General features: G+C 63.2%; 20 protein-coding genes. 13 read left to right on the forward strand and 7 right to left on the reverse strand.

Going from position 1 to position 22,876, the window contains the following annotated elements; all coding sequences use genetic code 11:
* Positions 1-3: 3 nt before the first annotated feature.
* The 3 genes from CLV78_RS13455 to thpR are packed head-to-tail and all read left to right on the forward strand — an operon-like array spanning position 4 to position 1,829.
* Positions 4-837, forward strand: coding sequence for a carbon-nitrogen hydrolase family protein (locus tag CLV78_RS13455; RefSeq protein ID WP_106205351.1), 834 nt, complete (start codon positions 4-6; stop codon positions 835-837).
* Positions 834-1,274: a MarR family winged helix-turn-helix transcriptional regulator gene (locus CLV78_RS13460; protein WP_106205352.1), complete on the forward strand. Its 441-nt coding sequence runs from the start codon at positions 834-836 to the stop codon at positions 1,272-1,274. The genes CLV78_RS13455 and CLV78_RS13460 overlap by 4 nt, the downstream gene beginning before the upstream one ends.
* Before the next feature lie 12 nt (positions 1,275-1,286).
* A complete protein-coding gene (gene thpR / locus CLV78_RS13465) occupies positions 1,287-1,829 on the forward strand; it encodes an RNA 2',3'-cyclic phosphodiesterase (protein ID WP_158263524.1) in 543 nt (180 codons plus the stop codon).
* Here thpR and ubiG read toward each other — a convergent pair.
* On the reverse strand, positions 1,816-2,562 hold the full coding sequence (gene ubiG / locus CLV78_RS13470; RefSeq protein ID WP_106205354.1) for a bifunctional 2-polyprenyl-6-hydroxyphenol methylase/3-demethylubiquinol 3-O-methyltransferase UbiG: 747 nt from the start codon (positions 2,560-2,562) through the stop codon (positions 1,816-1,818). The two genes, thpR and ubiG, sit on opposite strands and share 14 nt — an antisense overlap.
* 70 nt (positions 2,563-2,632) lie before the next feature.
* On the opposite strand from ubiG, the gene pip reads away from it, so the two are divergent.
* From pip to infB, 6 genes are all read left to right on the forward strand, one after another.
* Positions 2,633-3,622, forward strand: coding sequence for a prolyl aminopeptidase (gene pip, locus CLV78_RS13475; RefSeq protein ID WP_106205355.1), 990 nt, complete (start codon positions 2,633-2,635; stop codon positions 3,620-3,622).
* 57 nt (positions 3,623-3,679) lie between these two features.
* Complete coding sequence (locus tag CLV78_RS13480; RefSeq protein WP_106205356.1) at positions 3,680-4,321, forward strand: CDGSH iron-sulfur domain-containing protein; 642 nt, start codon at positions 3,680-3,682, stop codon at positions 4,319-4,321.
* A 444-nt stretch (positions 4,322-4,765) separates the two neighbouring features.
* A complete protein-coding gene (rimP, locus tag CLV78_RS13485) occupies positions 4,766-5,365 on the forward strand; it encodes a ribosome maturation factor RimP (RefSeq protein ID WP_211300988.1) in 600 nt (199 codons plus the stop codon).
* Between the two features lie 18 nt (positions 5,366-5,383).
* A complete protein-coding gene (nusA, locus tag CLV78_RS13490) occupies positions 5,384-7,015 on the forward strand; it encodes a transcription termination factor NusA (protein WP_106205358.1) in 1,632 nt (543 codons plus the stop codon).
* A gap of 26 nt (positions 7,016-7,041) precedes the next feature.
* A complete protein-coding gene (locus CLV78_RS13495; protein ID WP_106205359.1) occupies positions 7,042-7,674 on the forward strand; it encodes an RNA-binding protein in 633 nt (210 codons plus the stop codon).
* The gene (infB, locus tag CLV78_RS13500) at positions 7,671-10,250 is read left to right on the forward strand and encodes a translation initiation factor IF-2 (protein ID WP_106205360.1); all 2,580 of its coding nucleotides are present in this window, start codon (positions 7,671-7,673) and stop codon (positions 10,248-10,250) included. Before CLV78_RS13495 ends, infB begins: the two co-directional genes overlap by 4 nt.
* A 98-nt stretch (positions 10,251-10,348) precedes the next feature.
* Here infB and CLV78_RS24790 read toward each other — a convergent pair whose 3' ends face one another.
* From CLV78_RS24790 to CLV78_RS13515, 4 genes are all read right to left on the reverse strand, one after another.
* Complete coding sequence (locus tag CLV78_RS24790) at positions 10,349-10,483, reverse strand: hypothetical protein (protein WP_281261147.1); 135 nt, start codon at positions 10,481-10,483, stop codon at positions 10,349-10,351.
* A 132-nt stretch (positions 10,484-10,615) separates the two neighbouring features.
* The gene (locus CLV78_RS13505; protein WP_106205361.1) at positions 10,616-11,014 is read right to left on the reverse strand and encodes a (deoxy)nucleoside triphosphate pyrophosphohydrolase; all 399 of its coding nucleotides are present in this window, start codon (positions 11,012-11,014) and stop codon (positions 10,616-10,618) included.
* A complete protein-coding gene (gene argJ / locus CLV78_RS13510; RefSeq protein ID WP_106205362.1) occupies positions 11,011-12,255 on the reverse strand; it encodes a bifunctional glutamate N-acetyltransferase/amino-acid acetyltransferase ArgJ in 1,245 nt (414 codons plus the stop codon). Before argJ ends, CLV78_RS13505 begins: the two co-directional genes overlap by 4 nt.
* Before the next feature lie 24 nt (positions 12,256-12,279).
* Positions 12,280-13,131: a peptidylprolyl isomerase gene (locus CLV78_RS13515; protein ID WP_106205363.1), complete on the reverse strand. Its 852-nt coding sequence runs from the start codon at positions 13,129-13,131 to the stop codon at positions 12,280-12,282.
* Between the two features lie 175 nt (positions 13,132-13,306).
* Here CLV78_RS13515 and secA point away from each other — a divergent pair, with 175 nt between their 5' ends.
* The 3 genes from secA (at position 13,307) to CLV78_RS13530 (ending at position 18,778) form a co-directional block, all read left to right on the forward strand.
* Positions 13,307-16,012, forward strand: a complete 2,706-nt coding sequence (gene secA, locus CLV78_RS13520) for a preprotein translocase subunit SecA (RefSeq protein WP_106205364.1) — start codon at positions 13,307-13,309, stop codon at positions 16,010-16,012.
* Positions 16,013-16,187: 175 nt separating this feature from the next.
* Positions 16,188-17,195, forward strand: a complete 1,008-nt coding sequence (locus CLV78_RS13525) for a hypothetical protein (protein WP_106205365.1) — start codon at positions 16,188-16,190, stop codon at positions 17,193-17,195.
* A gap of 290 nt (positions 17,196-17,485) precedes the next feature.
* Positions 17,486-18,778 (forward strand): OmpA family protein, encoded by a 1,293-nt coding sequence (locus CLV78_RS13530; RefSeq protein WP_425427950.1) that lies wholly within the window; start codon positions 17,486-17,488, stop codon positions 18,776-18,778.
* A gap of 147 nt (positions 18,779-18,925) precedes the next feature.
* On the opposite strand, the gene dnaJ is transcribed toward CLV78_RS13530, so the two are convergent.
* Positions 18,926-20,080, reverse strand: a complete 1,155-nt coding sequence (gene dnaJ, locus CLV78_RS13535) for a molecular chaperone DnaJ (RefSeq protein WP_106205367.1) — start codon at positions 20,078-20,080, stop codon at positions 18,926-18,928.
* Positions 20,081-20,153: 73 nt separating this feature from the next.
* Positions 20,154-22,070, reverse strand: coding sequence for a molecular chaperone DnaK (dnaK, locus tag CLV78_RS13540; RefSeq protein ID WP_106205368.1), 1,917 nt, complete (start codon positions 22,068-22,070; stop codon positions 20,154-20,156).
* A 179-nt stretch (positions 22,071-22,249) separates the two neighbouring features.
* On the opposite strand from dnaK, the gene CLV78_RS13545 reads away from it, so the two are divergent.
* Entirely contained in the window at positions 22,250-22,873 is a 624-nt protein-coding gene (locus tag CLV78_RS13545; protein WP_425427951.1) for an alpha-ketoglutarate-dependent dioxygenase AlkB family protein, read from the forward strand.
* Positions 22,874-22,876: the final 3 nt, after the last annotated feature.

The raw sequence follows: 22,876 nt of genomic DNA on the forward strand, positions 1-22,876 counted from the left end.
TCGATGCGGGCTGGTCTCCTTCAGTTGAATGTGAGCGATGATCCGGAAGCGAACCTTCCAGTCACGCTCTCGATGGTCGCGGAGGCGGCCAGTGAAGGGGCGACGCTCGTTCTGACGCCGGAAGTCACGAATTGCCTGTCCTCCAGCCGAAGTCGCCAGCAGGAGGTCCTGCGGTACGAGGATCAGGACGAGACATTGTCCGCATTGCGGGATGCTGCCGCACGTCACGGGATCTGGCTGCTGATTGGATCGCTGGCGCTGAAGACCGGCGACGCGGACGGACGGTTTGCGAATCGCTCCTTCCTGATAGATCCGGCCGGGGATATCCGGGCCCGTTACGACAAGATCCACATGTTCGACGTCCAGGTCAGTGCCGAGGAAACCTACCGCGAATCGGACGGTTTTCGCCCTGGCGAAGAGGCTGTTGTCGGCGACACGCCCTTCGGAAAGCTCGGGCTGACGATCTGTTATGACATCCGGTTCCCGCACCTGTACCGTCGGCTCGCCCGGGCGGGAGCCGATATTCTGACGGTTCCGGCGGCGTTCTCGCCCGTTACGGGCGCGGCGCATTGGGAGCCGCTTTTGCGGGCGCGCGCCATCGAGAGCGGAGCCTTCGTTCTCGCACCCGCGCAATGCGGCAGCCACGCGACCAGCCGGGGCAGGCCGCGCGCCACCTATGGTCACAGCATGGCCGTGGCCCCATGGGGTGATGTGCTGGTGGATGCCGGCGATGCGCCCTGCGTGACATGCATGGACCTCAACATGACCGATGTCGCCACCGCCCGGCGCCGGGTGCCGTCCCTGCTGCACGACCGCAGCATCGCAGGCCCGCCATGAGCCAGCAGACCGACAGCCTTGCCGTTGCCCTGTTCAGCGAGATTTTCACGATCGATCAGCTGGCCCACAACCGTCTGTCAAAGGCGTTGCCCAAGGGCATGGAGATGAGCCAGTTCTCGGTGCTGAACCATCTCGCGCGGCTGAACGAGGAACGGACCCCGGCCCAACTGGCGCAGGCATTCCACCTGACCCGCGGGGCCATGTCGAACACGTTGAGCAAGCTGGAATGGGCCGGCCACGTGCATATTCGCCCGGACTGGGACGATGCGCGGCGCAAGTTCGTGTCGATCAGCCCGTCGGGGCGTGCGGCCCGGGAAGCCGCCATCGCGGCGGTCTCGCCGATTATCGCCGATGTCGTCGCCGAGATTGGCCCGGAGCGAGTGCGCGCGGCCCTGCCGGTGCTGCGCGAGCTTCGGGAGCGGCTGGGCGCAGAGTAGATGCGTTGTTTCGTGGCAATTCGCCCCACGGAGGACGCGCTCGACCGCCTGCAGGCGCTGCAACGGGAGATTCCGGCGGCACGACTCCCTCCGCGTGAGAACCTACACCTGACGCTGAGCTTTCTGGACGATCTGGACGATGCCCTGTTGGCCGCCCTCCACGAAAGGCTGGAGGCGATCCGTCAGCCGGCGTTCGATGTGACCTTCCGGGGGGTCGACCTCTTCCCAGGCAAGGCGCCAAAGATCCTGTATGCGGCCATCCGCCCCGACCCCGCACTCCTTGCCCTGCATGGTGCGGTGCGTCGTGCCGCAGAAACCGTCGGGATCGGGCTGAAGCGCGAACGGTATCGCCCCCACGTCACCCTGGGGCGGTTCAACCGGCCACCGGGTGGCTTGGACGCCGATCGGCTGGGGGCCTTTCTCGCGGTCAACGCGATGCTTGGCGGCGGCTTCGCTGTCTCCGGTTTCAGCCTGTTCCGCTCCGAGTTGGGCGGAGGCCCGGCGCGGCATACGGAGCTGGCATGCTATCCACTGGGGTCGGTCAGCGAGGTTTGACCGAGGATGTGACGTAGTTGACCGAAAGGTCGCGCGGCGAAAGCGACCAGGTCCAGAGGATGGGGTTGAAGACGAAACCCGTCGCGTCGACATGGGTCAACCCGGCGTTGGTGATCAACTCCTTAAGCTCTTCCGGCGTGATGAACTTGTTCCATTCATGGGTGCCCTTGGGCAGCCAGCGCATCACCCATTCCGCGCCGACAATGGCGACGGCGAAGCTCTTTGGATTACGATTGATCGTGGAACAGATCATCAGCCCGCCGGGTTTCAGCAACTGCTGACAGGCGGTCAGATAGGCGAGCGGGTCCGATACATGCTCGACCACTTCCATGTTCAGAACGACGTCGAATTGCTCTCCGTCCTCGGCCATCGCCTCTGCCGTCACATGCCGGTAGTCGATATCGAGTCCGGATTGCTCGGCATGAATGCGCGCCACCGGGATGTTCCGCTCCGCCGCGTCCGCGCCCACGACGGTCGCGCCCAGACGTGCCATGGGTTCCGACAGCAACCCGCCGCCACAGCCGATGTCGAGCAGCCGCAACCCTTCGAATGGCGACGGCGCGTTCAGGTCGCGGTCGAATTCCGCCGCGATCTGACGGGTGATGTAGTCGAGCCGGGTCGGGTTGAGCATGTGCAGCGGTTTGAACTTTCCGGTCGGATCCCACCAGTCGGCTGCCATCGCCTCGAACTTGGCAACTTCAGCCGGATCGACGGTGGTCTCGGTCGTGCTCATTGCATGGCTCCTTCTGTCAGGCGACTCAAAGGGCGTGGCATCGCCCGTTTGCTCGCTATATAGCTCTGTCATGGACAGGGTCGCAGGTCATAACAGCGCATTCCACTATCTCTACGCCGCGATCGCCCCATTCGATCAGCGAATGATCGAAGTTGGCGACGGCCACAAGATTTATGTGGAGCAATGTGGCAATCCCACGGGCATTCCGGCCGTGGTTTTGCATGGTGGCCCCGGCGGCGGGTGCAGCCCGGCGATGCGCCGGTACTTTGACCCGAAGAAGTATCGCATCATCCTGTTCGATCAGCGTGGGTGCGGCCGCTCCCGTCCGCACGCCAGCGTCGTGGCGAACACGACCTGGCATCTTGTCCGGGATATCGAGATCATCCGGAAACAACTGGGCATCGACCGCTGGGTCGTATTCGGTGGCTCGTGGGGTGCCACGCTGGCGCTGGTCTATGCGCAGGAGCATCCCGATCACGCGGCCTATCTGGTGCTGCGCGGCGTGTTCCTGATGATGCGGCGGGAACTCGACTGGTTTTATGGCGGTGGCGCGGGTCAGTTTTTCCCCGAGCAATGGCAGAGGTTTACGGAGATCATCCCCCCGCAGGAGCGTGGGAACCTGATCGAGGCCTATGCAGGGAGGCTCTTCAGCGACGATATCGGCGAACAGACGCGATACGCCCGTGCCTGGGCCGCCTGGGAGAACGCGCTGGCGACGATCCACCACGATGGCCCAGGGGGCACTAGTCCGGCCAACCATGCACGGGCCTTCGCCAGGTTGGAGAACCACTATTTCCGCAATCACGGATGGCTTGAGGAGGATGGGCAGATCCTGCGGGACGTTCCGTTGATTTCCCATATTCCCGGCACCATCATCCAGGGCCGGTATGACATGATCTGTCCACCGGAATCGGCGTGGCAACTGGCGCAGCGCTGGTCCCGCGGGGAGCTTCGGATGGTCGGGCTCGCGGGGCATGCGATCAGCGAGCCGGGCATCACCGCGGAACTCGTGCAGACCACGGATGCAATTGTGCGTCAGCGCGCAACTCTGGGACTCTGATCGCGGTAGGACTTCGCGCTATGCTCCATTGGCATCGTGAATCCGGGGAGGCCTGCCATGAGCGACACGCGCGCAAGTATCGAGGAACGTGAAAACGGCCCGCTGGTGGTCAAGGGTGTGACCTCCATAGAGCGCACAGACGGGCAGCCGGTCGAGGCGCGCCCGGCGATGGCGCTCTGTCGGTGCGGGGCGAGCGGCAACAAGCCTTTCTGCGACGGCAGCCACGCGAAGGTCGGTTTCGAGAGCCGTGGCGGAAAGCCAGCCGGCCGCGACCGTCTCCTCAGCTATGAGGGGGAGGCCGTCACCGTACACTTCAACCCGCTCCTGTGCGCCCACGCCGCGGAATGCGGCAGGATCGCCAGTCACATCTTCAATGATCAGCAACGCCCCTGGATCCAGCCCGACAAGGGAAGTGTCGATGAAGTCCTTGCCGTGGTCAGGTCCTGCCCGTCCGGGGCTTTGACGGTTACCGGCAAGGATGGCGCGCCGCAGCATATCCTGAGCGAAAGAACCCAGATCACGGTGCAGAAGGACGGGCCATACTGGGTGCAGGACGTTGCCCCGCCGGTGCCCACGCAAGCTGCTGGCGCGACACCCCGGAAATACGTGCTGTGCCGTTGTGGGAAATCCGGGAACAAGCCCTTCTGTGATGGCACCCACCGGGATGCTGGTTGGTCGGATGGGGCGCCGGAAGCGTAGGGTGGGCTATGGCGCATTGCCGTGTGATGGGCGCCACGCTGGCTGGCGGTGTGGGCAAGTGAGCCTGCTGCCATCCGGTATTTCAAAGTTGGCGCTGTCGTGAATCGAATCGCAAAGTGTGCGGTAGTGGTGCAGAACGGGCAGCACTCCCGCGCCCGACACCACTGCCAACCGAACCGTTGCTGAACCTGCGTCTTCCTGCATGATGTTGCCCGTCCGGTGGCGCCGGCGCCACTTGACGACTGCCGTTGAACGCCCCCGCCGGGGCCATCGTCTGCTTCGTGACCTGAACGTCAGACCACGGGTCGTGCAAACTGCGCTCTTGCGGAATCCCGGACGACTGCGTATATGCCCCTCAACAGCGGCGCTGTCGGGGCTACCCCGAAGGCTCCACCGGGAAAGATCGACGGGCCGCGCGCCCGTTTTTTTGTGCTTGGAAACACCGTGACCGACCTGATCGCAAAGACCAATATCGACAAACGGCTTGCCGAGATCGTCACCCCCGTCATTGAAGGGATGGGGTTCGAGCTGGTGCGCATTCGGCTGATGTCCGGAAGCACGCCAATCCTCCAGATCATGGCAGAAAAACCGGATGGTGGCATCGAGGTTGACGACTGCGCGGAGATATCGACGGCCGTCAGCGCGGTGATGGATGTCGAGGATCCGATCGAGGACAACTATACCCTGGAGGTCTCCTCCCCCGGGATCGATCGGCCGCTGACCCGGTTGAAGGATTTCGAAACCTGGGCCGACTACGTCGCCAAGCTGGAGACCGAGGAGCTGATCGACGGTCGCCGGCGGTTCAAGGGAATGCTCAAGGGGATCGACGGCAACGAGGTGCTGATCGAGATTGACCACGAGGGCGGCCCGGTGATCATCGGGCTGCAATTCGATTGGCTGTCGGATGCCAAGCTTGTCCTGACCGATGAGTTGATCCGCGAAATGCTGAACCAGCGCAAGCACGCGGGCGAGATTGACGAAGCCCAATTCGACGAAGTGCAGACATTCATGGCGTCCGAGGGTGACGCCACCGAAAACTCGTAAAAGAGGAACGAAGAAGAGATGGCCATCACATCCGCCAACCAGCTTGAACTGCTGCAGACCGCCGAGGCGGTTGCGCGCGAGAAGATGATCGACCCGGAGCTGGTGATCGAGGCGATGGAAGAGTCCCTCGCCCGGGCCGCCAAGTCCCGCTACGGCTCGGAAATGGACATCCGCGTGTCCATCGACCGCAAGACCGGCCGCGCGACCTTTACCCGGATCCGCACCGTGGTCGAGGACGAGTTGCTGGAGAACTACCAGGCGGAGCTGACGGTCGAACAGGCCAAGCAATACATGGAGAACCCCCAGATCGGCGACGAACTGCGCGACGAGGTGCCGCCGGTGGAGATGGGCCGGATCGCAGCCCAAAGCGCCAAGCAGGTGATTCTGCAGAAGGTGCGGGAAGCCGAGCGTGACCGTCAGTTCGAGGAGTTCAAGGACCGTGCCGGCACCATTATCAACGGTGTCGTGAAGCGCGAGGAATACGGCAACGTGATCGTCGACATCGGTCGTGGCGAAGGTATTCTGCGCCGCAACGAGAAGATCGGCCGTGAAAGCTACCGTCCGAACGATCGCATCCGCTGTTACATCAAGGATGTCCGGCGCGAGGTTCGCGGCCCGCAGATCTTCCTGAGCCGCACATCGCCGGAATTCATGGCCGAGCTCTTCAAGATGGAGGTGCCGGAGATCTATGACGGCATCATCGAGATCAAGGCGGTTGCCCGCGACCCGGGAAGCCGCGCCAAGATCGCTGTGATCTCCTATGACGGCTCCATCGACCCTGTCGGTGCCTGTGTCGGTATGCGGGGATCGCGCGTGCAGGCCGTCGTGAACGAGTTGCAGGGTGAGAAGATCGATATCATCCCCTGGAACGAGGACATGCCGACCTTCCTCGTGAACGCGCTGCAGCCGGCCGAGGTGTCGAAGGTTGTGCTCGACGAGGAAGCCGAGCGGATCGAGGTCGTGGTGCCGGACGAGCAGCTGTCGCTTGCCATCGGTCGACGCGGCCAGAACGTGCGCCTCGCCAGCCAGTTGACCGGGCTCGACATCGACATCATGACCGAAGAGGACGAATCGGCTCGGCGTCAGAAGGAGTTCGAAGAGCGTACCAAGCTCTTCATGGAGACCCTGGACCTGGACGAATTCTTTGCCCAGCTTCTGGTGTCCGAGGGCTTCACCAACCTTGAAGAAGTCGCCTATGTCGAAGTGGATGAGCTTCTTGTCATCGACGGTGTGGACGAGTCCACGGCGGCGGAACTGCAGGCCCGGGCCCGCGACTACATTGACGAGATGAACCGCAAGGCGCTGGATCGCGCGCGCGAGTTGGGCGTCGAGCAGGGCCTGATCGATTTCGAGGGTCTGACCCCGCAGATGATCGAGGCGTTGGCAGACGACGGCGTGAAGACGCTGGAAGATTTTGCCACCTGCGCGGACTGGGAGCTTGCCGGCGGCTGGACGACGGTCGAGGGCGAGCGGATCAAGGACGACGGCATTCTGGAGAAATTCGACGTGTCGCTGGCCGAGGCTCAGGACATGGTGATGACCGCGCGGGTCATGCTCGGGTGGGTGGATCCCGCCGACCTGGTGTCCGAAGGCGCCGAGATCGACGCCGAAGGCGAAGAAAGTGAAGCCATCGAGGAGGCGGGCGCCTGATTCCAGGCGCCGGCGGAGTACCTGGATTGGGTCGCGGTGGAAAGAAAGACAGCCGGGAGGTGACGGAGCGCAAGTGCATCACCTCCGGCGAGATCCGGCCGCAGGCGGAGCTGATCCGTTTTGTGGTTGGTCCCGAAGCAGAGGTCGTGCCCGACCTTGCCGGCAAGCTGCCGGGACGCGGGATGTGGGTTTCGGCCAGCCGGGATGCGCTGGAACAGGTGGTGAAAAAGCGGGCCTTTGCGCGCGCCGCCCGTCAGCAAGTTCGGGTGCCCGATGGGCTGGCCGAGGCCGTCGAGACCGCGCTGGCACGGCGGGTGACGGATCTGTTGTCGCTGGCACGGAAAGCCGGGCTGGCGATCGCGGGATACGAGAAAGTTCGCGGCTGGGTCCAGACGGGCGAGGCCACGGTGTTGCTCCAGGCCGCTGACGGCTCGGAGCGCGGAAAGAGCAAGCTACGCCTTCCAGATGAGGAAGGTGACTATTTTGACTGTCTGACAGCCGACGAATTGGGTTTGTCCTTCGGTCGAGACCATGTAATACACGCGGCGCTGTGTGCTGGAGGACTCACGACGCGTGTTGTAGAGGACGCCACACGGCTTTCCGGCCTGCGCGGCAAGATCGGGGCAACCGGCCCCGGAAAGGACGATGGGATCGCATGAGCGAGAATGACGGCAAGAAGACCTTGGGCCTGAAGGGCGGTGCACGCTCGGGCTCCGTGAAGCAGAGTTTCAGCCACGGGCGGACGAAGAACGTCGTGGTCGAGACGAAGCGCAAGCGGGTCGTGGTGCCGAAGCCGGGTTCGGCTAAGGGCGGCGGCGGATCGGCTGCTGCTGGCGGGGATCCCTCGCGCCGGCCGGCCGGCATTTCCGATGCGGAGATGGAGCGCCGCCTGAAGGCGCTGCAGCTCGCAAAGGCCCGCGAAGCCGAGGACGCGCAGCGTCGCGAGGAAGAAGGCAAGCGTCGCGAGGAAGATCGCCGCCGCCGCCGTGAAGAGGCGGAGGCCAAGGAGCGCGAAGAGCGCGAGCGCGAAGAGGCTCTCAAGGCCAAGGCCGAGGAAGAAGAGCGCAAGAAGCGCGAAGCTGCCGAAGCCGTCAGGCGCGAGAAGGAAGAGCGTGAGGCGGCCCGAAAGGCCGTGCTGTCCACGCCCTCCCGGTCGGCCAGCAAGCCGGCCAAGAAGCCCGATCCGGCGTCTGCGCCGTCTGCTCCGGCAGGCCGGGACGCGAAGGACGCACCTCAACAGCAGCGGACCTTCACGAAGCCCGACGCGACGCCGCGCCGGAACGATCGTGATGACCGCCAGCGGGAGAATCGCAACAAGGGTCGCGATGATGGCCGCCGCTCCGGCAAGCTGACGCTGAACCAGGCGATGTCTGGTGGCGAAGGTGGCCGTCAGCGGTCCATGGCTGCAATGAAGCGCAAGCAGGAGCGTGCGCGTCAGAAAGCCATGGGCGGGGTCGAGAATCGCGAGAAGGTCGTACGCGACGTGCAGGTTCCCGAGACGATCGTTGTCTCCGAGCTTGCCAACCGTATGGCCGAACGCGTCGCCGACGTGGTCAAGGCGCTCATGCAGAACGGCATGATGGTGAACCAGAACCAGGCGATCGATGCCGATACGGCCGAGCTGATCGTCGAGGAGTTCGGGCACAAGATCGTTCGTGTCTCGGATTCCGATGTGGAAGACGTGATCGATTCCGTCGAGGACAAGGACGAGGACCTGAAACCGCGTCCGCCGGTTGTGACGGTGATGGGCCATGTCGACCACGGCAAGACCTCGCTGCTCGATGCTATCCGCCATGCCAAGGTGGTGTCCGGCGAGGCCGGCGGTATCACCCAGCACATTGGTGCCTATCAGGTGACCACGGACAGCGGGCAGGTGTTGTCGTTCCTCGACACGCCGGGCCACGCGGCCTTCACCTCGATGCGTGCCCGCGGTGCGCAGGTGACGGATATCGTGATCCTCGTTGTGGCTGCCGATGACGCGGTCATGCCGCAGACTGTCGAAGCGATCAATCACGCCAAGGCTGCCGAAGTTCCGATGATCGTGGCGATCAACAAGATCGACCGCCCGGAAGCCAATCCCGACAAGGTTCGAACCGACCTTCTGCAACATGAAGTGATCGTGGAAGCCATGTCCGGTGAGGTGCAGGATGTCGAGGTCTCGGCCATTACCGGTCAGGGTCTGGATGAACTGCTGGAGGCCATCGCGCTCCAGTCGGAGATCCTCGAACTCAAGGCCAACCCGAATCGCGCCGCCTCCGGTGCCGTGATCGAAGCCCAGCTTGATGTCGGGCGGGGTCCTGTCGCCACCGTTCTGGTTCAGAACGGTACGCTCAAGCAGGGTGACATCTTTGTCGTCGGCGAGCAGTGGGGCAAAGTGCGGGCGCTGGTCGATGACAAGGGCAACCGCGTCACGGAAGCCGGCCCGTCGGTGCCTGTCGAGGTGCTCGGCCTGAACGGCACACCTGAAGCCGGCGACGTTCTCAACGTGGTCGACACCGAAGCGCAGGCTCGCGAGATCGCGGAATACCGCGAACAGGCGGCGAAGGACAAACGTGCCGCTGCCGGCGCGGCCGCGACGCTCGATCAGTTGATGGCCAAGGCCAAGGCGGACGAGAACGTTCGAGAGCTGCCGATCCTGGTCAAGGCCGACGTGCAGGGCTCTGCCGAGGCCATTGCCCAGGCGATGGAGAAGATCGGTAACGACGAAGTGCGTGTCCGCCTTCTGCACTCCGGTGTGGGCGCCATCACAGAGAGCGATATCGGTCTTGCCGAAGCTTCTGGCGCGCCGGTCATCGGCTTCAACGTTCGTGCCAATGCCCCGGCCCGGGCCGCGGCGAACCAGAAGGGTGTGGAGATCCGGTACTATTCGGTGATCTACGACCTCGTGGACGACGTGAAAGCCGCGGCCTCCGGCCTGCTTTCGGCGGAGGTTCGGGAGAACTTCATCGGCTACGCGGAGATCAAGGAGGTCTTCAAGGTCTCCAACGTCGGCAAGGTCGCCGGGTGTCTCGTCACCGAGGGCGTGGCCCGTCGTTCCGCCGGCGTGCGCCTGCTGCGCGACAACGTCGTGATCCACGAAGGCACGCTCAAGACGCTCAAGCGGTTCAAGGACGAGGTTGCCGAAGTGCAGTCCGGCCAGGAATGCGGCATGGCCTTCGAGAACTACGACGATATCCGTCAGGGCGATGTCATCGAGATCTTCGAGCGCGAGGAGGTCGAGCGCAAGCTAGACTGATCCTCGACTATCCGAACAAAGGAAAAGGGCGGCCCGAGTGAAGGTCGCCCTTTCTTGTTTCAACGAAATTCAGGCAGCAAGTGACGTGTTCGGACGTCTCAGGCGGCCTTGGAGATCGGCGTTCCCTTGAAAAGGCGCTCGCCGACGCGGACGATGATTCGGCCATTTTTCGCGTCCCGGACAAAGATGCCCTGGACCGATACGTGGCTGCCCACCGCAATCGTACGCAGCATGGTCGGTCTCCTTGCTTATCGCGTGTCCTATAAAAATAGAGGCGATCGGTTCAAAAAACACCAACAAAAAGATCACATCGCTGAAATCCACGCACAAATAACCGGCATTTAGACGATTTGACCGACAAAATGTCAGAGCCAATCGCGCAGATGCGGGATCAACGGAATGTCGGCGGCCGGCATCGGGTAGTCGCGGAGGGCATCCGGACGGACCCATTTGAGGGCCTGTCCTTCCCTGGAGCTGGGGGTGCCGTTCCACTTTCGGCAGGCGAAAAGTGGCATCAACAAGTGGAAGGTATCGTAGGAGTGACTGGCAAAGGTCAGGGGGGCCAGACATGAGGCCCAGGTGTCGATCCCGAGTTCTTCCTGCAACTCGCGGATAAGGGCGGTTTCGGGTGTCTCCCCCGTTTCGACCTTTCCGCCCGGAAACTCCCAGAGCCCGGCCATGGACTTGCCTTCGGGCCGCTGCGCCAGCAGCACACGACCGTCGATGTCCACCAGAGCTACCGCCGAAACCAGAACCGTCTTCACGACCGGTAGTCCGCGTTGATAGTGATATAGCCGTGGGTCAGATCGCAGGTCCACGCGGTGAAACTGCCGGATCCGAGGCCGAGATCCACCGTCATCTCCAACTCTGGTGCTTTCATGTAGGCAGCACCGGCGTCCTCGGTATAGCTTTCCGCGATCCAGCCCTTCTCGGCCACCAGAATGTCGCCGAAATGAATGCTGAGCCGGTCCCGATCCGCGTGGGCACCGGATTTTCCGACGGCCATGACGATGCGGCCCCAGTTCGGATCCTCCCCGGCCAGCGCGGTCTTTACCAGCGGCGAGTTGGCGATGGACATGGCAACCTTGCGGGCATCGGACTCATCGCGGGCACCAGTTACACGGATCTCGAGAAACTTGCTCGCCCCTTCACCGTCGCGCACCACCTGATGGGCGAGGTCGCGCATCACATCGTGCAGGGCAGCGACAAAGGCCGTGCCTTCGGCGCTTTGGAGATCCGTGATCCCCGTTCCCGTCCCGGTGGCGCAGAGCAGGAGCGTATCCGAGGTGGATGTGTCGCCATCGACCGTGATGGCGTTGAACGTGACCTTGTTGAGAGACGACAAGGCCTGTTGCAGCACCGGCTGTGCAATGGCCGCATCGGTGAAGATGTAGACCAGCATCGTTGCCATGTCGGGGGCGATCATTCCCGACCCCTTGGCAATCCCTGCGATCCGGACCTTCCCGGCGGGCGTGTCGACGACCTTGCCGGCGCCCTTGGGGAAGGTGTCGGTGGTCATGATCGCCTCGGCGGCGGCCTCGATCGCACCGGGCGCGAGCTTGCCGGCCAGATCGCCGAGCGCCGAGGTGATCCGGTCATGCGGCAATCGTTCGCCGATGACGCCGGTCGAGGCGGTGAAAACGCGCGACACCGGCACCCGGGTTGCCAAGGCGACGGCTGCACAGATCTCTCGCACCGAGGCCTCCCCTGCGGAGCCGGTGAAGGCATTGGAATTGCCGGAGTTTACAAGGATTGCGGCGCCCGCGTCGGGGTCGCCTCCGGCGGCCAGTTTCGTCTCGCAATCCAGAACCGGCGCCGAACGAGTGGCTGACCGGGTGAAAACACCCGCAATCCTGGTCCCCGGTGCCAATCGTGCCAGCATTACATCCGTGCGTCCGGAATACCGGACACCCGCCGCGACGGCAGCGAAGTCCACGCCGTCAATCTCCGGAAGGTCGGGGAAAGCGGCGGGGGCGAGCGGCGAAATGGGCAGCGAACCGGCCATGGCGGGCGTCTCCGTGTCTTCGGCTTACTCTGCGATCAGGCTGTTGTCGGACAGCACGGAGGGGTCGATCTCAGCCTCGGATTTCACGATCTCGATCCCGTCCATGACCTCCTTGACCACGTTGGCGACGACTTCATTCTCCAGCTCGGAAACCAGATCATCGCGTACCTCGTCGAGCGGTGGGGCATCGGCCATCCGGGTTTCATTGAGAACCACGACATGCCAGCCAAATTGCGTCTTGACCGGTTCGGAGACCTGTCCGGGTTCCAGGGCAAGGACAGCTTCCTCGAACTCCGGAACCATCATGCCCTTGCTGAACCAGCCCAGAGCGCCGCCATTGGGTCCGGACGGGCCGGTAGACTTCTCCCGGGCAAGCGCGCCGAACTCGGCGCCGGCATCCAGCTCGGACTTGACGGCCTTTGCGTCTTCCTCGGTCTCCAGGAGGATGTGGGCGGCATTGAACTCCTTCGACGGTTCGGCATCGGCGAAACGTTCTTCGTAGGCTTGCTGTATCACGTCATCGGTGATGGCCGCCTGAATCCGCTTGCCAAGCGCTTCTCCGGCCAGCAGGCCGGAGACCTGGTTGTCGATGGTAAGCTGCGTGGCCTCGGTCACGCCGTCACCCAGCGACTGCGCCAGGGCGTTCTGCTGGACCAACTGGTCGTAGATCCCCTGCCACAGCACGTCGTCCTCCAGCGCCTGGTACTGGGCGGGCAGGGTGGACTTCGCCACGATCATGTGGCCGACGGTAATCTCGACCCCGCCGACGGTCGCCACGACGGTCTTGGCGGTCACTTCCTCGGCGCTGACGGGGGCGGCAAGGGCGAGTCCGAGGGAAATCAGCCCGGCGCACCAGGTTTTGTTGGTCACAAGCATCGTATGTGGCTCCTGTTCGGCCGCGCGGTCGCGCGGCGTTGACACTGCAAAGGTGCGCCCTTACATCGCGTTTGGCACGGGTGTGCCGGGCGGCTCTTCGTTGAATGCTTGGTAACGCTGCAAGAAGGGGCCGACAAGGCATCCTCTCACACGAATGCGTCAAGGCGGAGCACATATGCTGGGATTTGGATCTATTGCACGAAAGGTCTTCGGAACGCCGAACGACCGCAAGATCAAGGCAACCCGCCCCGTCATCGACAAGATCAACGCGCTAGAGGCGGAGTTCGAGACACTCTCCGACGAGCAGCTTATCGAGAAAACGCACAATCTGCAGGAACGGGCGAAGGCGGGCGAGGATCTGGACAAGCTTCTGCCCGAGGCCTTTGCCAACGTTCGCGAGGGCGCCAAGCGCGCGCTCGGTCTGCGGGCGTTTGACGTGCAGCTCATGGGCGGGATCTTCCTGCACGAGGGAAACATCTCCGAGATGAAGACCGGCGAGGGTAAGACGCTTGTCGCCACATTCCCGGCCTACCTGAACGCGCTTTCGGGCAAGGGCGTGCATATCGTGACCGTCAATGACTACCTCGCCCGCCGTGACGCAGAGTGGATGGGCAAGGTCTACGCCCAGCTTGGCATGACCACCGGCGTCGTCTACCCGCAACAGCCGGAGGACGAGAAGCTAGAGGCCTATGCCTGTGACGTGACTTACGCGACCAACAACGAACTCGGCTTCGACTACCTGCGCGACAACATGAAGGCGGAGCTGAAGGACGTTGCGCAGAAGCATCACAACTTCGCCATCGTGGACGAGGTCGACTCGATCCTGATCGACGAGGCACGGACGCCGCTGATCATTTCCGGTCCCTCACAGGACCGCTCGGACCTCTACCGGACCATCGACAAGATCATCCCGGAAGTGAAGGATGAGCACTTCACGATGGACGAGAAAACCCGAAACGTGACCTACACCGACGAGGGTAACGAGTTCCTGGAAGAGCGTCTGACCCGCTACGGTATCCTCCCGGAGGGACAACCGCTCTACGCGCCGGAGAGCACGACCATCGTGCACCACATCAACCAGGGCTTGAAGGCGCACAAGATCTTCCACAAGGACAAGGATTATATCGTCCGCGACGGCGACGTCGTCCTTATCGACGAATTTACCGGCCGGATGATGGCTGGACGCCGGTTGTCCGATGGCCTGCACCAGGCGATCGAGGCCAAGGAAGGTTGCGAGATCCAGCCGGAGAACGTGACCCTCGCCTCCGTGACGTTCCAGAACTACTTCCGCCTCTACGACAAGCTCTCCGGAATGACCGGAACGGCGCTGACCGAGGCCGAGGAATTCATGGATATCTACGGTCTCGGCGTGGTCGAGGTCCCGACGAACCTGCCAGTGGCCCGGATCGACGAGCATGACGCTGTCTATCGCACAGCGCAGGAGAAATACGACGCCATCGTGGAGGCCATCAAGGAGGCCAACGCCAAGGGCCAGCCGGTCCTCGTCGGCACCACTTCTATCGAGAAATCCGAACTGCTGAGCCAGATGCTCGACAAGGCGAAGATGAAACACAACGTGTTGAATGCTCGCCAGCATGAGAAGGAAGCGCAGATCGTTGCGGACGCCGGCAAGCTGGGCGCCATTACGATTGCAACCAACATGGCCGGTCGAGGCACCGACATCAAACTGGGCGGCAATGTCGAGTTCAAGGTGATGGAAGCTATCGCCGCGAATCCCGAGCGTGACCCGGAGGAGATCCGCGCCGAGATCGAGGAACGCCACAAGGCCGATGAAGAAGCCGTGAAGCAGGCCGGCGGCTTGTTCGTTCTGGCCACCGAGCGGCACGAGAGCCGTCGGATCGACAACCAGCTGCGCGGCCGTTCGGGACGTCAGGGCGACCCGGGCAGGTCGAGCTTCTTCCTCAGCCTCGAAGACGACCTGATGCGCATCTTCGGATCCGAGCGTCTCGATGCGATGCTGAGCCGGCTTGGCATGAAGGAAGGCGAAGCGATCGTGCACCCCTGGGTGAACAAGTCGCTGGAGCGTGCGCAGGCGAAGGTCGAGGGCCGCAACTTCGACATCCGCAAGCAATTGCTGAAGTTCGACGATGTGATGAACGACCAGCGGAAGGTGATCTTTGGCCAGCGCCGTGAGATCATGGAAACCGAGGACCTTTCCGACGTCGTGCAGGACATGCGGCATCAGGTCATCGACGACCTGGTCGACGAGTACATGCCCAAGAAGAGCTATGCCGACCAGTGGGACACGGAAAAACTCTATGCTGCCGTCCTGGAGCAGGTGGGTGTCGACGCGCCGGTCATCGACTGGGCCAATGAAGAGGGTGTGGACGACGCCGAGATCCGCGAGCGGCTCTACAAGGCGTCCGACGAGTTCATGGCGCAGAAGGCCGTGGAGTTCGGGCCGGAAAACATGCGCTCCATCGAGAAACAGATTCTCTTGCAGACCATCGATGGAAAGTGGCGGGACCACCTGCTGACGCTGGAGCACCTGCGGTCGGTGGTTGGCTTCCGCGGCTATGCGCAGCGCGACCCGCTCAACGAGTACAAGAACGAGGCCTTCCAGCTTTTCGAAGGGCTTCTGGACGGGCTGCGCGAAGATGTGTGCAAGAAGCTCAGCCAGATCCGCCCGATGACCGAAGAAGAGCAGCAGGCGATGATGCAGCAGATGCTGGCCCAGCAGGCTGCGCAGCAACAGGCGGCCGCAATGCAGCAGGCGCAGGCGGAATCGGGTGAACCCGCAGGCGAGGCGCAAGAAGGCTTCGACGAGAGCGATCCTGCGACCTGGGGCGATCCGGGGCGCAATGATCCCTGCCCCTGTGGCTCGGGCAAGAAGTTCAAGCACTGCCACGGCAAGTTCTGACCATTTGATGGCGGCCCCGCGCCGCCAATCTCCATATTGTGCGTGTTTGCGAACAATCCTCCAAATATGGTGCGGATTGCAGGTGAACTGTGGCCCAATATGGCCCTTGCGCGGTCACGCCGCTGCCAACTTCGCTGCCTAATGTGTCTCCTGACCGATAGGAAGGGAGGTCGTCATGCAAGTGAAACGACTGACAATGGCCGGTTCCGTTTTTCTGGTGGCCTTGTCCACGGGCTACGTCATGCAGCATCAGGACGCCCTGGCCTCCCGCTTCGGAAGTGGGGAGAAGCGAACGGCAATGGCCAGCGTCTCCGGACTGCCGCTCCCGATGCGCAAGACGCAAACCGAGACGGCGCCGGTCTCGCCCCCTTCACCGGGCAACAGTGCGCATGTCGTGGACCTCCCAACGGAGCCGGCGGTGGTGAGCCTTGCAGCCCCCGCGCGGCATGGGCAGGCCAATCGCACACAGGAAGCCCCGTTTGCCGGGGCGACCATCGCCCAGGCAACCTGCCTTGCCGTTGCCAGCGCGGAGCCGGGGCCCGATGCATCGATCCTGCTTACTCTCAGCGCGCCTTGTCAGCCCCATGCGCGGGTCGAGATCACCCACGGGCCTCTGGCGTTCACCGAACAGACAGATGAAGACGGCGACCTGTCCATCCACATGCCCGCCCTTTCCGAACGGGCGACATTCTCGGTGCAGTTCGAAAACGGAACGGTGGTCGAGGCCGACACAACCGTGCCCGCAGCGCGATCCACACAGACAGTGGCCCTGCAATGGCGGGGCGACACCGGGTTGGAGTTACATGCCTTCGAGTTCGGCGCGACCTATAGCCAGTCTGGTCATGTGCATGCGCGGGCGACCCTGTCGCCAACCGTCGCGGGATTGCGCAAGGGGGGTTACATGACCCGCCTCGGGCGAGAGGACCTGCCCGGTGCCGCAATCGCCGATGTATACAGCTATCCCCTCGATCTTGCCCAGGGCGGTGCGGTCCGGATCTCTGTCGAAGCCGAAGTGACCGCCGCCAATTGCGGTCAGGAGGTTTCGGCAGAGACCCTGCAACCGCTGCTCGGCTCCGGACACGAGGTTGTCGAGGTGGTGCTTGCGATTCCGACCTGCGACGCCATCGGTGACTTTCTGGTGTTGAACAACGTGCTGAGAGACATGAAGATGGCCGCCAACTGAGGCAGGCCACCCGAGGCAGCATGATATCCCGGTCCAAACGCGCGGCGGTTTTCGCCGCGCTGCTCCTGTTTACTGGGTCCAGTGTGGCCGCGCAGGACATCGTCCTCGAATCTCGCGATGGTGCGTTGGCGCTGGAAGGCATGCTGCTCGGGTACGATGGCGAGTTTTACAGGATTTCAACCGAATACGGCGTGCTGACGGTGGACGGTCAGGGGGTGACCTGTGACGGACCGGGATGCCCGGACCTCACCACCTACGTCGCCGACATTCGCATTTCCGGTGCGAGGGCGATGGGAGAGGTGCTCCTGCCTTCGCTGATCGAGGGCTACGGTCTTCAGGAGGGCCTTCGTCCCCGGCGTGTCATTGCAGACAATGATACCTTTCGTATCGACCTGACGGATCCCGGCGCGGGACGGGTGCTGGCTCGGTTTCACTTCGCCCTGTCCACGACATCCGATGGGTTTGCGGATCTGGCGTCCGATTCCGCCGACCTTGTCATGGCGGTCCGGGAGGTGCGGCCGGAAGAAGTCGCCCGTGCCCGGGATGCTGGTGTTGGCGATCTGTCGGCTCCCCGGCGCACCCGGACAGTGGCGCTGGATGCGCTGGTCCCTGTGGTCGCTGCGGCCAGCCCGCTGACCTCCCTTGCGCCCGATGTGCTGGCGGCCATCTGGTCGGGAGAAATCGACGACTGGGCTGCGCTCGAACTGGAGGCGGGTCCGATCGAGTTGCACGAGATCGACAGCGACACCGGTTTTGCAGAGGGATTCGCAGATCGGCTTCTGGAGCAGGCTGGCCAAACCGGTACAGTGTCAGTGCGCCACCACGGGACGGCAGCGACACTTGTAGATACCGTGGCGCCGGATCCCTGGGCATTGGGCCTGACACGGTTCTCGGAGATCGGCAATGCGCGTCCGCTGGCATTGACCGCGCCGTGTGGGCGGATACTGCGCGCCACAACCGCCAGCCTGAAGTCGGAAGACTACCCTCTGGCGACCCCGCTTCTCCTCTATACACCTGAGCGACGTCTGCCCTTGCCGGCCCGGGAGTTCCTGTCCTGGCTTACAACGCCCGCGGCAGAGCGCGTAGTCCGGCGGGCGGGCTTTGTCGATCAGGTTCCGGACAGCACAACCCTGTCCGGTCAGGGCGACCGGCTCGCAAATGCTGTGCTTGCAGCCGGAGAGGAAGTCTCGTTGGCGGATTTGCAGGAAATGGTTCGGCAGATGACCGGCACCCGGCGCCTGAGCACGACCTTCAGGTTCCGAAATGGCACGGCGCAGCTGGATCCCCAGTCGGAGAGCAACGTGGATCGGCTGGCGCGCGACCTGGAGGCCGGGGTTCACGACGGGCGCGAGTTGGTGTTGGCCGGTTTCTCGGATGGAGAAGGGCCGGCGCCAGCGAACCTGCGCCTCGCTGCGGATCGCGCGGAGGCGGTGGCGCGTGCCTTGCGCGAGGCTGCGCCGGTGACGGATTGGTCGCGGGTGACCCTGATGACAGCGGCGTTTGGCGAAGCGATGCCGCTCGCCTGTGACGACACCGAATGGGGCCGGCGCACCAATCGCCGGGTCGAGGTCTGGATGCGCTGAATGGGTGCCGGACCCAAGGGCGTTGCTTGCGCGGGTTGCCAGGCGATATTCTGCCGTTTGACGGGTCCGCGATCCCGAATGAAAGGCAAAGAAAAGGGCCGCAACGCTGGTGCGCTGCAGCCCCCGATGCCCTTTTTTTGCGGGCTGCTAGCCCTTCATCTCGTCCCAGAAGGTTTTCACCTTGGAGAAGAAGTTGTGCGTCCGCGGGTTGTTCTCCGCACTCAACTCGTCGAACTCGCGCAGAAGCTCTTTCTGGCGCGAGGTCAGGTTCACCGGCGTTTCAACGACAAGTTCGATAAACATGTCGCCGATGCCGCCGCCGCGCAGGGCCGGCATGCCCTTGCCCCGCAGGCGCATCTGCTTGCCCGTCTGCGACCCTGCCGGCACTTTCACCCGGCTGCGGCCACCATCGATCGTCGGCACCTCGATCTCACCACCAAGAGCGGCGGAAGCCACGCTCACTGGAACCTGGCAGAACAGGTTCTGCGAGTCCCGCTTGAAGATACTGTGCTCGGCCACTTCGATGAAGATATAGAGGTCGCCCGAGGGTCCGCCGCGCGTGCCGGCATCACCTTCGCCTGCGAGGCGAATCCGTGTGCCTGTCTCTACCCCTGCCGGGATGTTGACAGAGAGCGAGCGCTCTTTTTCCACACGGCCCTGACCATGGCAGGACTGACACGGGTTCTTGATGATCTGGCCGAGGCCATTGCAGGTCGGACAGGTGCGCTCGACCGTGAAGAAACCCTGCTGCGCCCGCACCTTGCCCATGCCGGAACACGTGGGGCAGGAGACTGGCTCGGCGCCGCCTTCGGCCCCACTGCCGGAGCAGGATGCGCAGGCGACGGATGTCGGCACATCGATCGTCTTCTGCGAACCGGTAAAGGCTTCTTCGAGGGTGACGCGCATGTTGTAGCGCAAATCGGACCCGCGCGAGGCGCGCTGTCGACCGCCACCGGCGCGTTGCCCGCCCATGAAGTCACCGAAGAGATCGTCGAAGACATCGGAAAAGGCTGAAGCGAAATCGCCCTGCTGGTGGAACCCGCCACCGCGGGGGCCGCCGCCACCGCCCATTCCGCCTTCGAAGGCCGCGTGGCCGAAGCGGTCGTAGGCTGCTTTTTTCTCGGCGTCCTTCAGGACGTCATAGGCCTCGTTCGCTTCCTTGAACTGCGCCTCTGCGTCGGGATTGTCGGAGTTGCTGTCGGGGTGAAGCTCCCGCGCCTTCCGGCGGAAAGCTTTCTTGATTTCCTGCTCCGAAGCTCCACGCGCGACGCCCAGGACCTCGTAATAGTCACGTTTTGCCATCGGTTATCCTCTTGCCTCCAACAACGGAACCGGCCCGGTTTCCCGGGCCGGCCGCTTGAAGGATGCGGCGCGATCAGCGCTGCTTGTCGTCGCCAAGGTCTTCGAAGTCGGCATCGACGATGTCATCATCGACACCGCGCGGCTCGTCCTCGCCCTCGGGCGCGGCTTCGCCAGCCTTCTCCTGCTCGGCCTTGTAGATGGCCTCGCCGAGCTTCATGGCGGCCTCGGTCAGGTTCTGGATGCCGGACTTGATCTTGCCGACGTCCTCGCCTTCCAGCGCTTCTTCGAGCGGACCCATAGCCAGCTCGATGGCCTCGACGGTCGACGGGTCGACCTTGTCGGAGTGGTCGGAGAGCGACTTCTTGGTCGAGTGGATCAGGCTTTCACCCTGGTTCCGGGCCTCGACAAGTTCCTTCTTCTCCTTGTCCGCTTCGGCGTTGGCCTCTGCGTCCTTGACCATCTGTTCGATCTCGTCGTCGTTGAGACCTCCGGAGGCCTGGATGGTGATGTTCTGCTCCTTGCCGGTGCCCTTGTCCTTGGCAGAGACCGACACGATGCCGTTGGCGTCGATATCGAACGTCACCTCGATCTGCGGCATGCCGCGCGGCGCTGGCGGGATGTCCTCAAGGTTGAACTGGCCGAGCATCTTGTTGTCCATCGCCATCTCGCGCTCGCCCTGGAACACACGGATCGTCACGGCGTTCTGGTTGTCCTCGGCGGTGGAGAAGATCTGGCTCTTCTTGGTCGGGATGGTCGTGTTGCGGTCGATCAGGCGTGTGAAGACACCACCGAGCGTCTCGATGCCGAGCGACAGCGGGGTCACGTCGAGAAGGACCACGTCCTTCACGTCGCCCTGCAGGACGCCGGCCTGAATCGCCGCACCGGAGGCGACCACCTCGTCGGGGTTGACGCCCTTGTTGGGCTCCCGGCCGAAGAACTTTGTGACTTCCTCGACGACCTTCGGCATGCGGGTCATGCCGCCGACCAGAACGACCTCGTCAATCTCGTCAACCGAGACACCGGCGTCCTTGAGGGCCGCTTGGCATGGTTTGATCGACTTCTTGATCAGGTCGCCAACGAGGCTTTCAAGCTTGGCGCGGGTCAGCTTCATCACCAGGTGCAGCGGGGTGCCGCCATTGGGGTCCATGGAGATGAACGGCTGGTTGATTTCCGTCTGCTGGGAGCTCGACAGCTCGATCTTGGCTTTTTCAGCGGCTTCCTTCAGACGCTGAAGCGCCATCTTGTCCTTGCTGAGATCGATGCCGTGCTCTTTCTTGAACTCGTCGGCAAGGTACTGGACGATCCGCATGTCGAAGTCTTCGCCACCCAGGAAGGTGTCACCGTTGGTAGACTTCACCTCGAAGAGACCTTCGTCGATCTCCAGGATGGTCACGTCGAAGGTGCCGCCACCGAGGTCGTAGACCACGATCGTCTTGGTCTCTTCCTTGTCGAGGCCATAGGCCAACGCGGCCGCGGTCGGCTCGTTGATGATACGCAGCACTTCGAGACCGGCGATCTTGCCGGCGTCCTTGGTGGCCTGACGTTGGGCGTCGTTGAAATAGGCAGGAACCGTGATGACGGCCTGGGTGACGTCCTCGCCGAGGTAGCTCTCGGCGGTTTCCTTCATCTTTTGCAGGATAAAGGCCGAGATCTGCGACGGGGAGTATGTCTCACCGCGGGCTTCCACCCAGGCGTCGCCGTTGCCACCGTCCACAATGTTGTAGGGGACGATCTTGCGGTCCTTGGCGACCGCGGGATCATCCTCGCGGCGACCGATCAGACGCTTGACGGCGAAGATGGTGTTTTCGGGGTTTGTGACGGCCTGCCGCTTGGCGGGCTGACCCACGAGACGTTCGTTTTCGGTGAAGGCGACGATGGACGGGGTTGTCCGGGCGCCTTCGGCGTTCTCGATGACGCGGGGCTGGGAACCATCCATGATGGCGACGCAGCTGTTCGTCGTACCGAGGTCGATACCGATGACTTTGGCCATATGCTTACTACCTCTCTTGGCGATGTTGCGGGGCTCGGGCCCTGTCAGGCTCCCGCGCCCCAATCCCATTAATTCGACCGGATGGCTGCCCGGCCGAGCATCCCGGCGTATATAGGAGTGGACCTTTGGCCCTGCAAGTCGCCATCCGGCGCTGTTTTGGGGAGAAATGCGTGACGAAAGTGATAACGGACCCGGATTTGACACCTGACCTCACGATTCGCGGCGTTCCGATCTACCGTGGGCTGCTTGATGCGACAGCACAGGCCGCGATGTTGGAAAAACTGCGCGAGATTGTGGCACTTGCGCCACTCTTCCGGCCGGTAACCTCACGCGGGAAGGAGATGTCCGTGCGGATGACGTCTGCAGGCTGCTGCGGCTGGGTCTCCGACCAGCGCGGGTATCGCTACGAGGACCGGCACCCTGGCGGCATGGATTGGCCACCTATACCCGACTCTGTTCTTGAGGTCTGGCGTGCGGTTTCGGGAACGGATCGCCTGCCGGATTCCTGCCTGATCAATTTCTACGAGGACTCCGCGCGCATGGGGATGCACCAGGATCGCGACGAGGTCGATCTGGAACAGCCGGTGGTCTCCATTTCGCTGGGCGATGATGCTCTGTTTCGGGTCGGCAACCTCACCCGGGGGGGCAAGACGGAATCGGTCTGGCTGTCGTCCGGCGATGTGCTTGTCCTCTCGGGCGAGGCTCGGCTGCTCTTTCACGGGGTGGACAGGTTGCGCCCGGGAAGCTCGCAGCTCTTGCCGAAGGGTGGCCGGATCAACCTGACGATGCGGGTGGCGCGGTAGGCG

This window comes from Aliiruegeria haliotis, assembly GCF_003003255.1.
GTDB lineage: Bacteria > Pseudomonadota > Alphaproteobacteria > Rhodobacterales > Rhodobacteraceae > Tropicimonas > Tropicimonas haliotis.

Coding starts and splice junctions, on each gene's coding strand:
- CLV78_RS13455 (WP_106205351.1), top strand. CDS start 4: ATGCGGGCTGGTCTCCTTCAGTTGAATGTGAGCGATGATCCGGAAGCG.
- CLV78_RS13460 (WP_106205352.1), top strand. CDS start 834: ATGAGCCAGCAGACCGACAGCCTTGCCGTTGCCCTGTTCAGCGAGATT.
- ubiG (WP_106205354.1), bottom strand. CDS start 2,562: ATGAGCACGACCGAGACCACCGTCGATCCGGCTGAAGTTGCCAAGTTC.
- pip (WP_106205355.1), top strand. CDS start 2,633: ATGGACAGGGTCGCAGGTCATAACAGCGCATTCCACTATCTCTACGCC.
- CLV78_RS13480 (WP_106205356.1), top strand. CDS start 3,680: ATGAGCGACACGCGCGCAAGTATCGAGGAACGTGAAAACGGCCCGCTG.
- nusA (WP_106205358.1), top strand. CDS start 5,384: ATGGCCATCACATCCGCCAACCAGCTTGAACTGCTGCAGACCGCCGAG.
- infB (WP_106205360.1), top strand. CDS start 7,671: ATGAGCGAGAATGACGGCAAGAAGACCTTGGGCCTGAAGGGCGGTGCA.
- CLV78_RS24790 (WP_281261147.1), bottom strand. CDS start 10,483: ATGCTGCGTACGATTGCGGTGGGCAGCCACGTATCGGTCCAGGGCATC.
- argJ (WP_106205362.1), bottom strand. CDS start 12,255: ATGGCCGGTTCGCTGCCCATTTCGCCGCTCGCCCCCGCCGCTTTCCCC.
- CLV78_RS13515 (WP_106205363.1), bottom strand. CDS start 13,131: ATGCTTGTGACCAACAAAACCTGGTGCGCCGGGCTGATTTCCCTCGGA.
- secA (WP_106205364.1), top strand. CDS start 13,307: ATGCTGGGATTTGGATCTATTGCACGAAAGGTCTTCGGAACGCCGAAC.
- CLV78_RS13525 (WP_106205365.1), top strand. CDS start 16,188: ATGCAAGTGAAACGACTGACAATGGCCGGTTCCGTTTTTCTGGTGGCC.
- CLV78_RS13530 (WP_425427950.1), top strand. CDS start 17,486: ATGGGAGAGGTGCTCCTGCCTTCGCTGATCGAGGGCTACGGTCTTCAG.
- dnaJ (WP_106205367.1), bottom strand. CDS start 20,080: ATGGCAAAACGTGACTATTACGAGGTCCTGGGCGTCGCGCGTGGAGCT.
- dnaK (WP_106205368.1), bottom strand. CDS start 22,070: ATGGCCAAAGTCATCGGTATCGACCTCGGTACGACGAACAGCTGCGTC.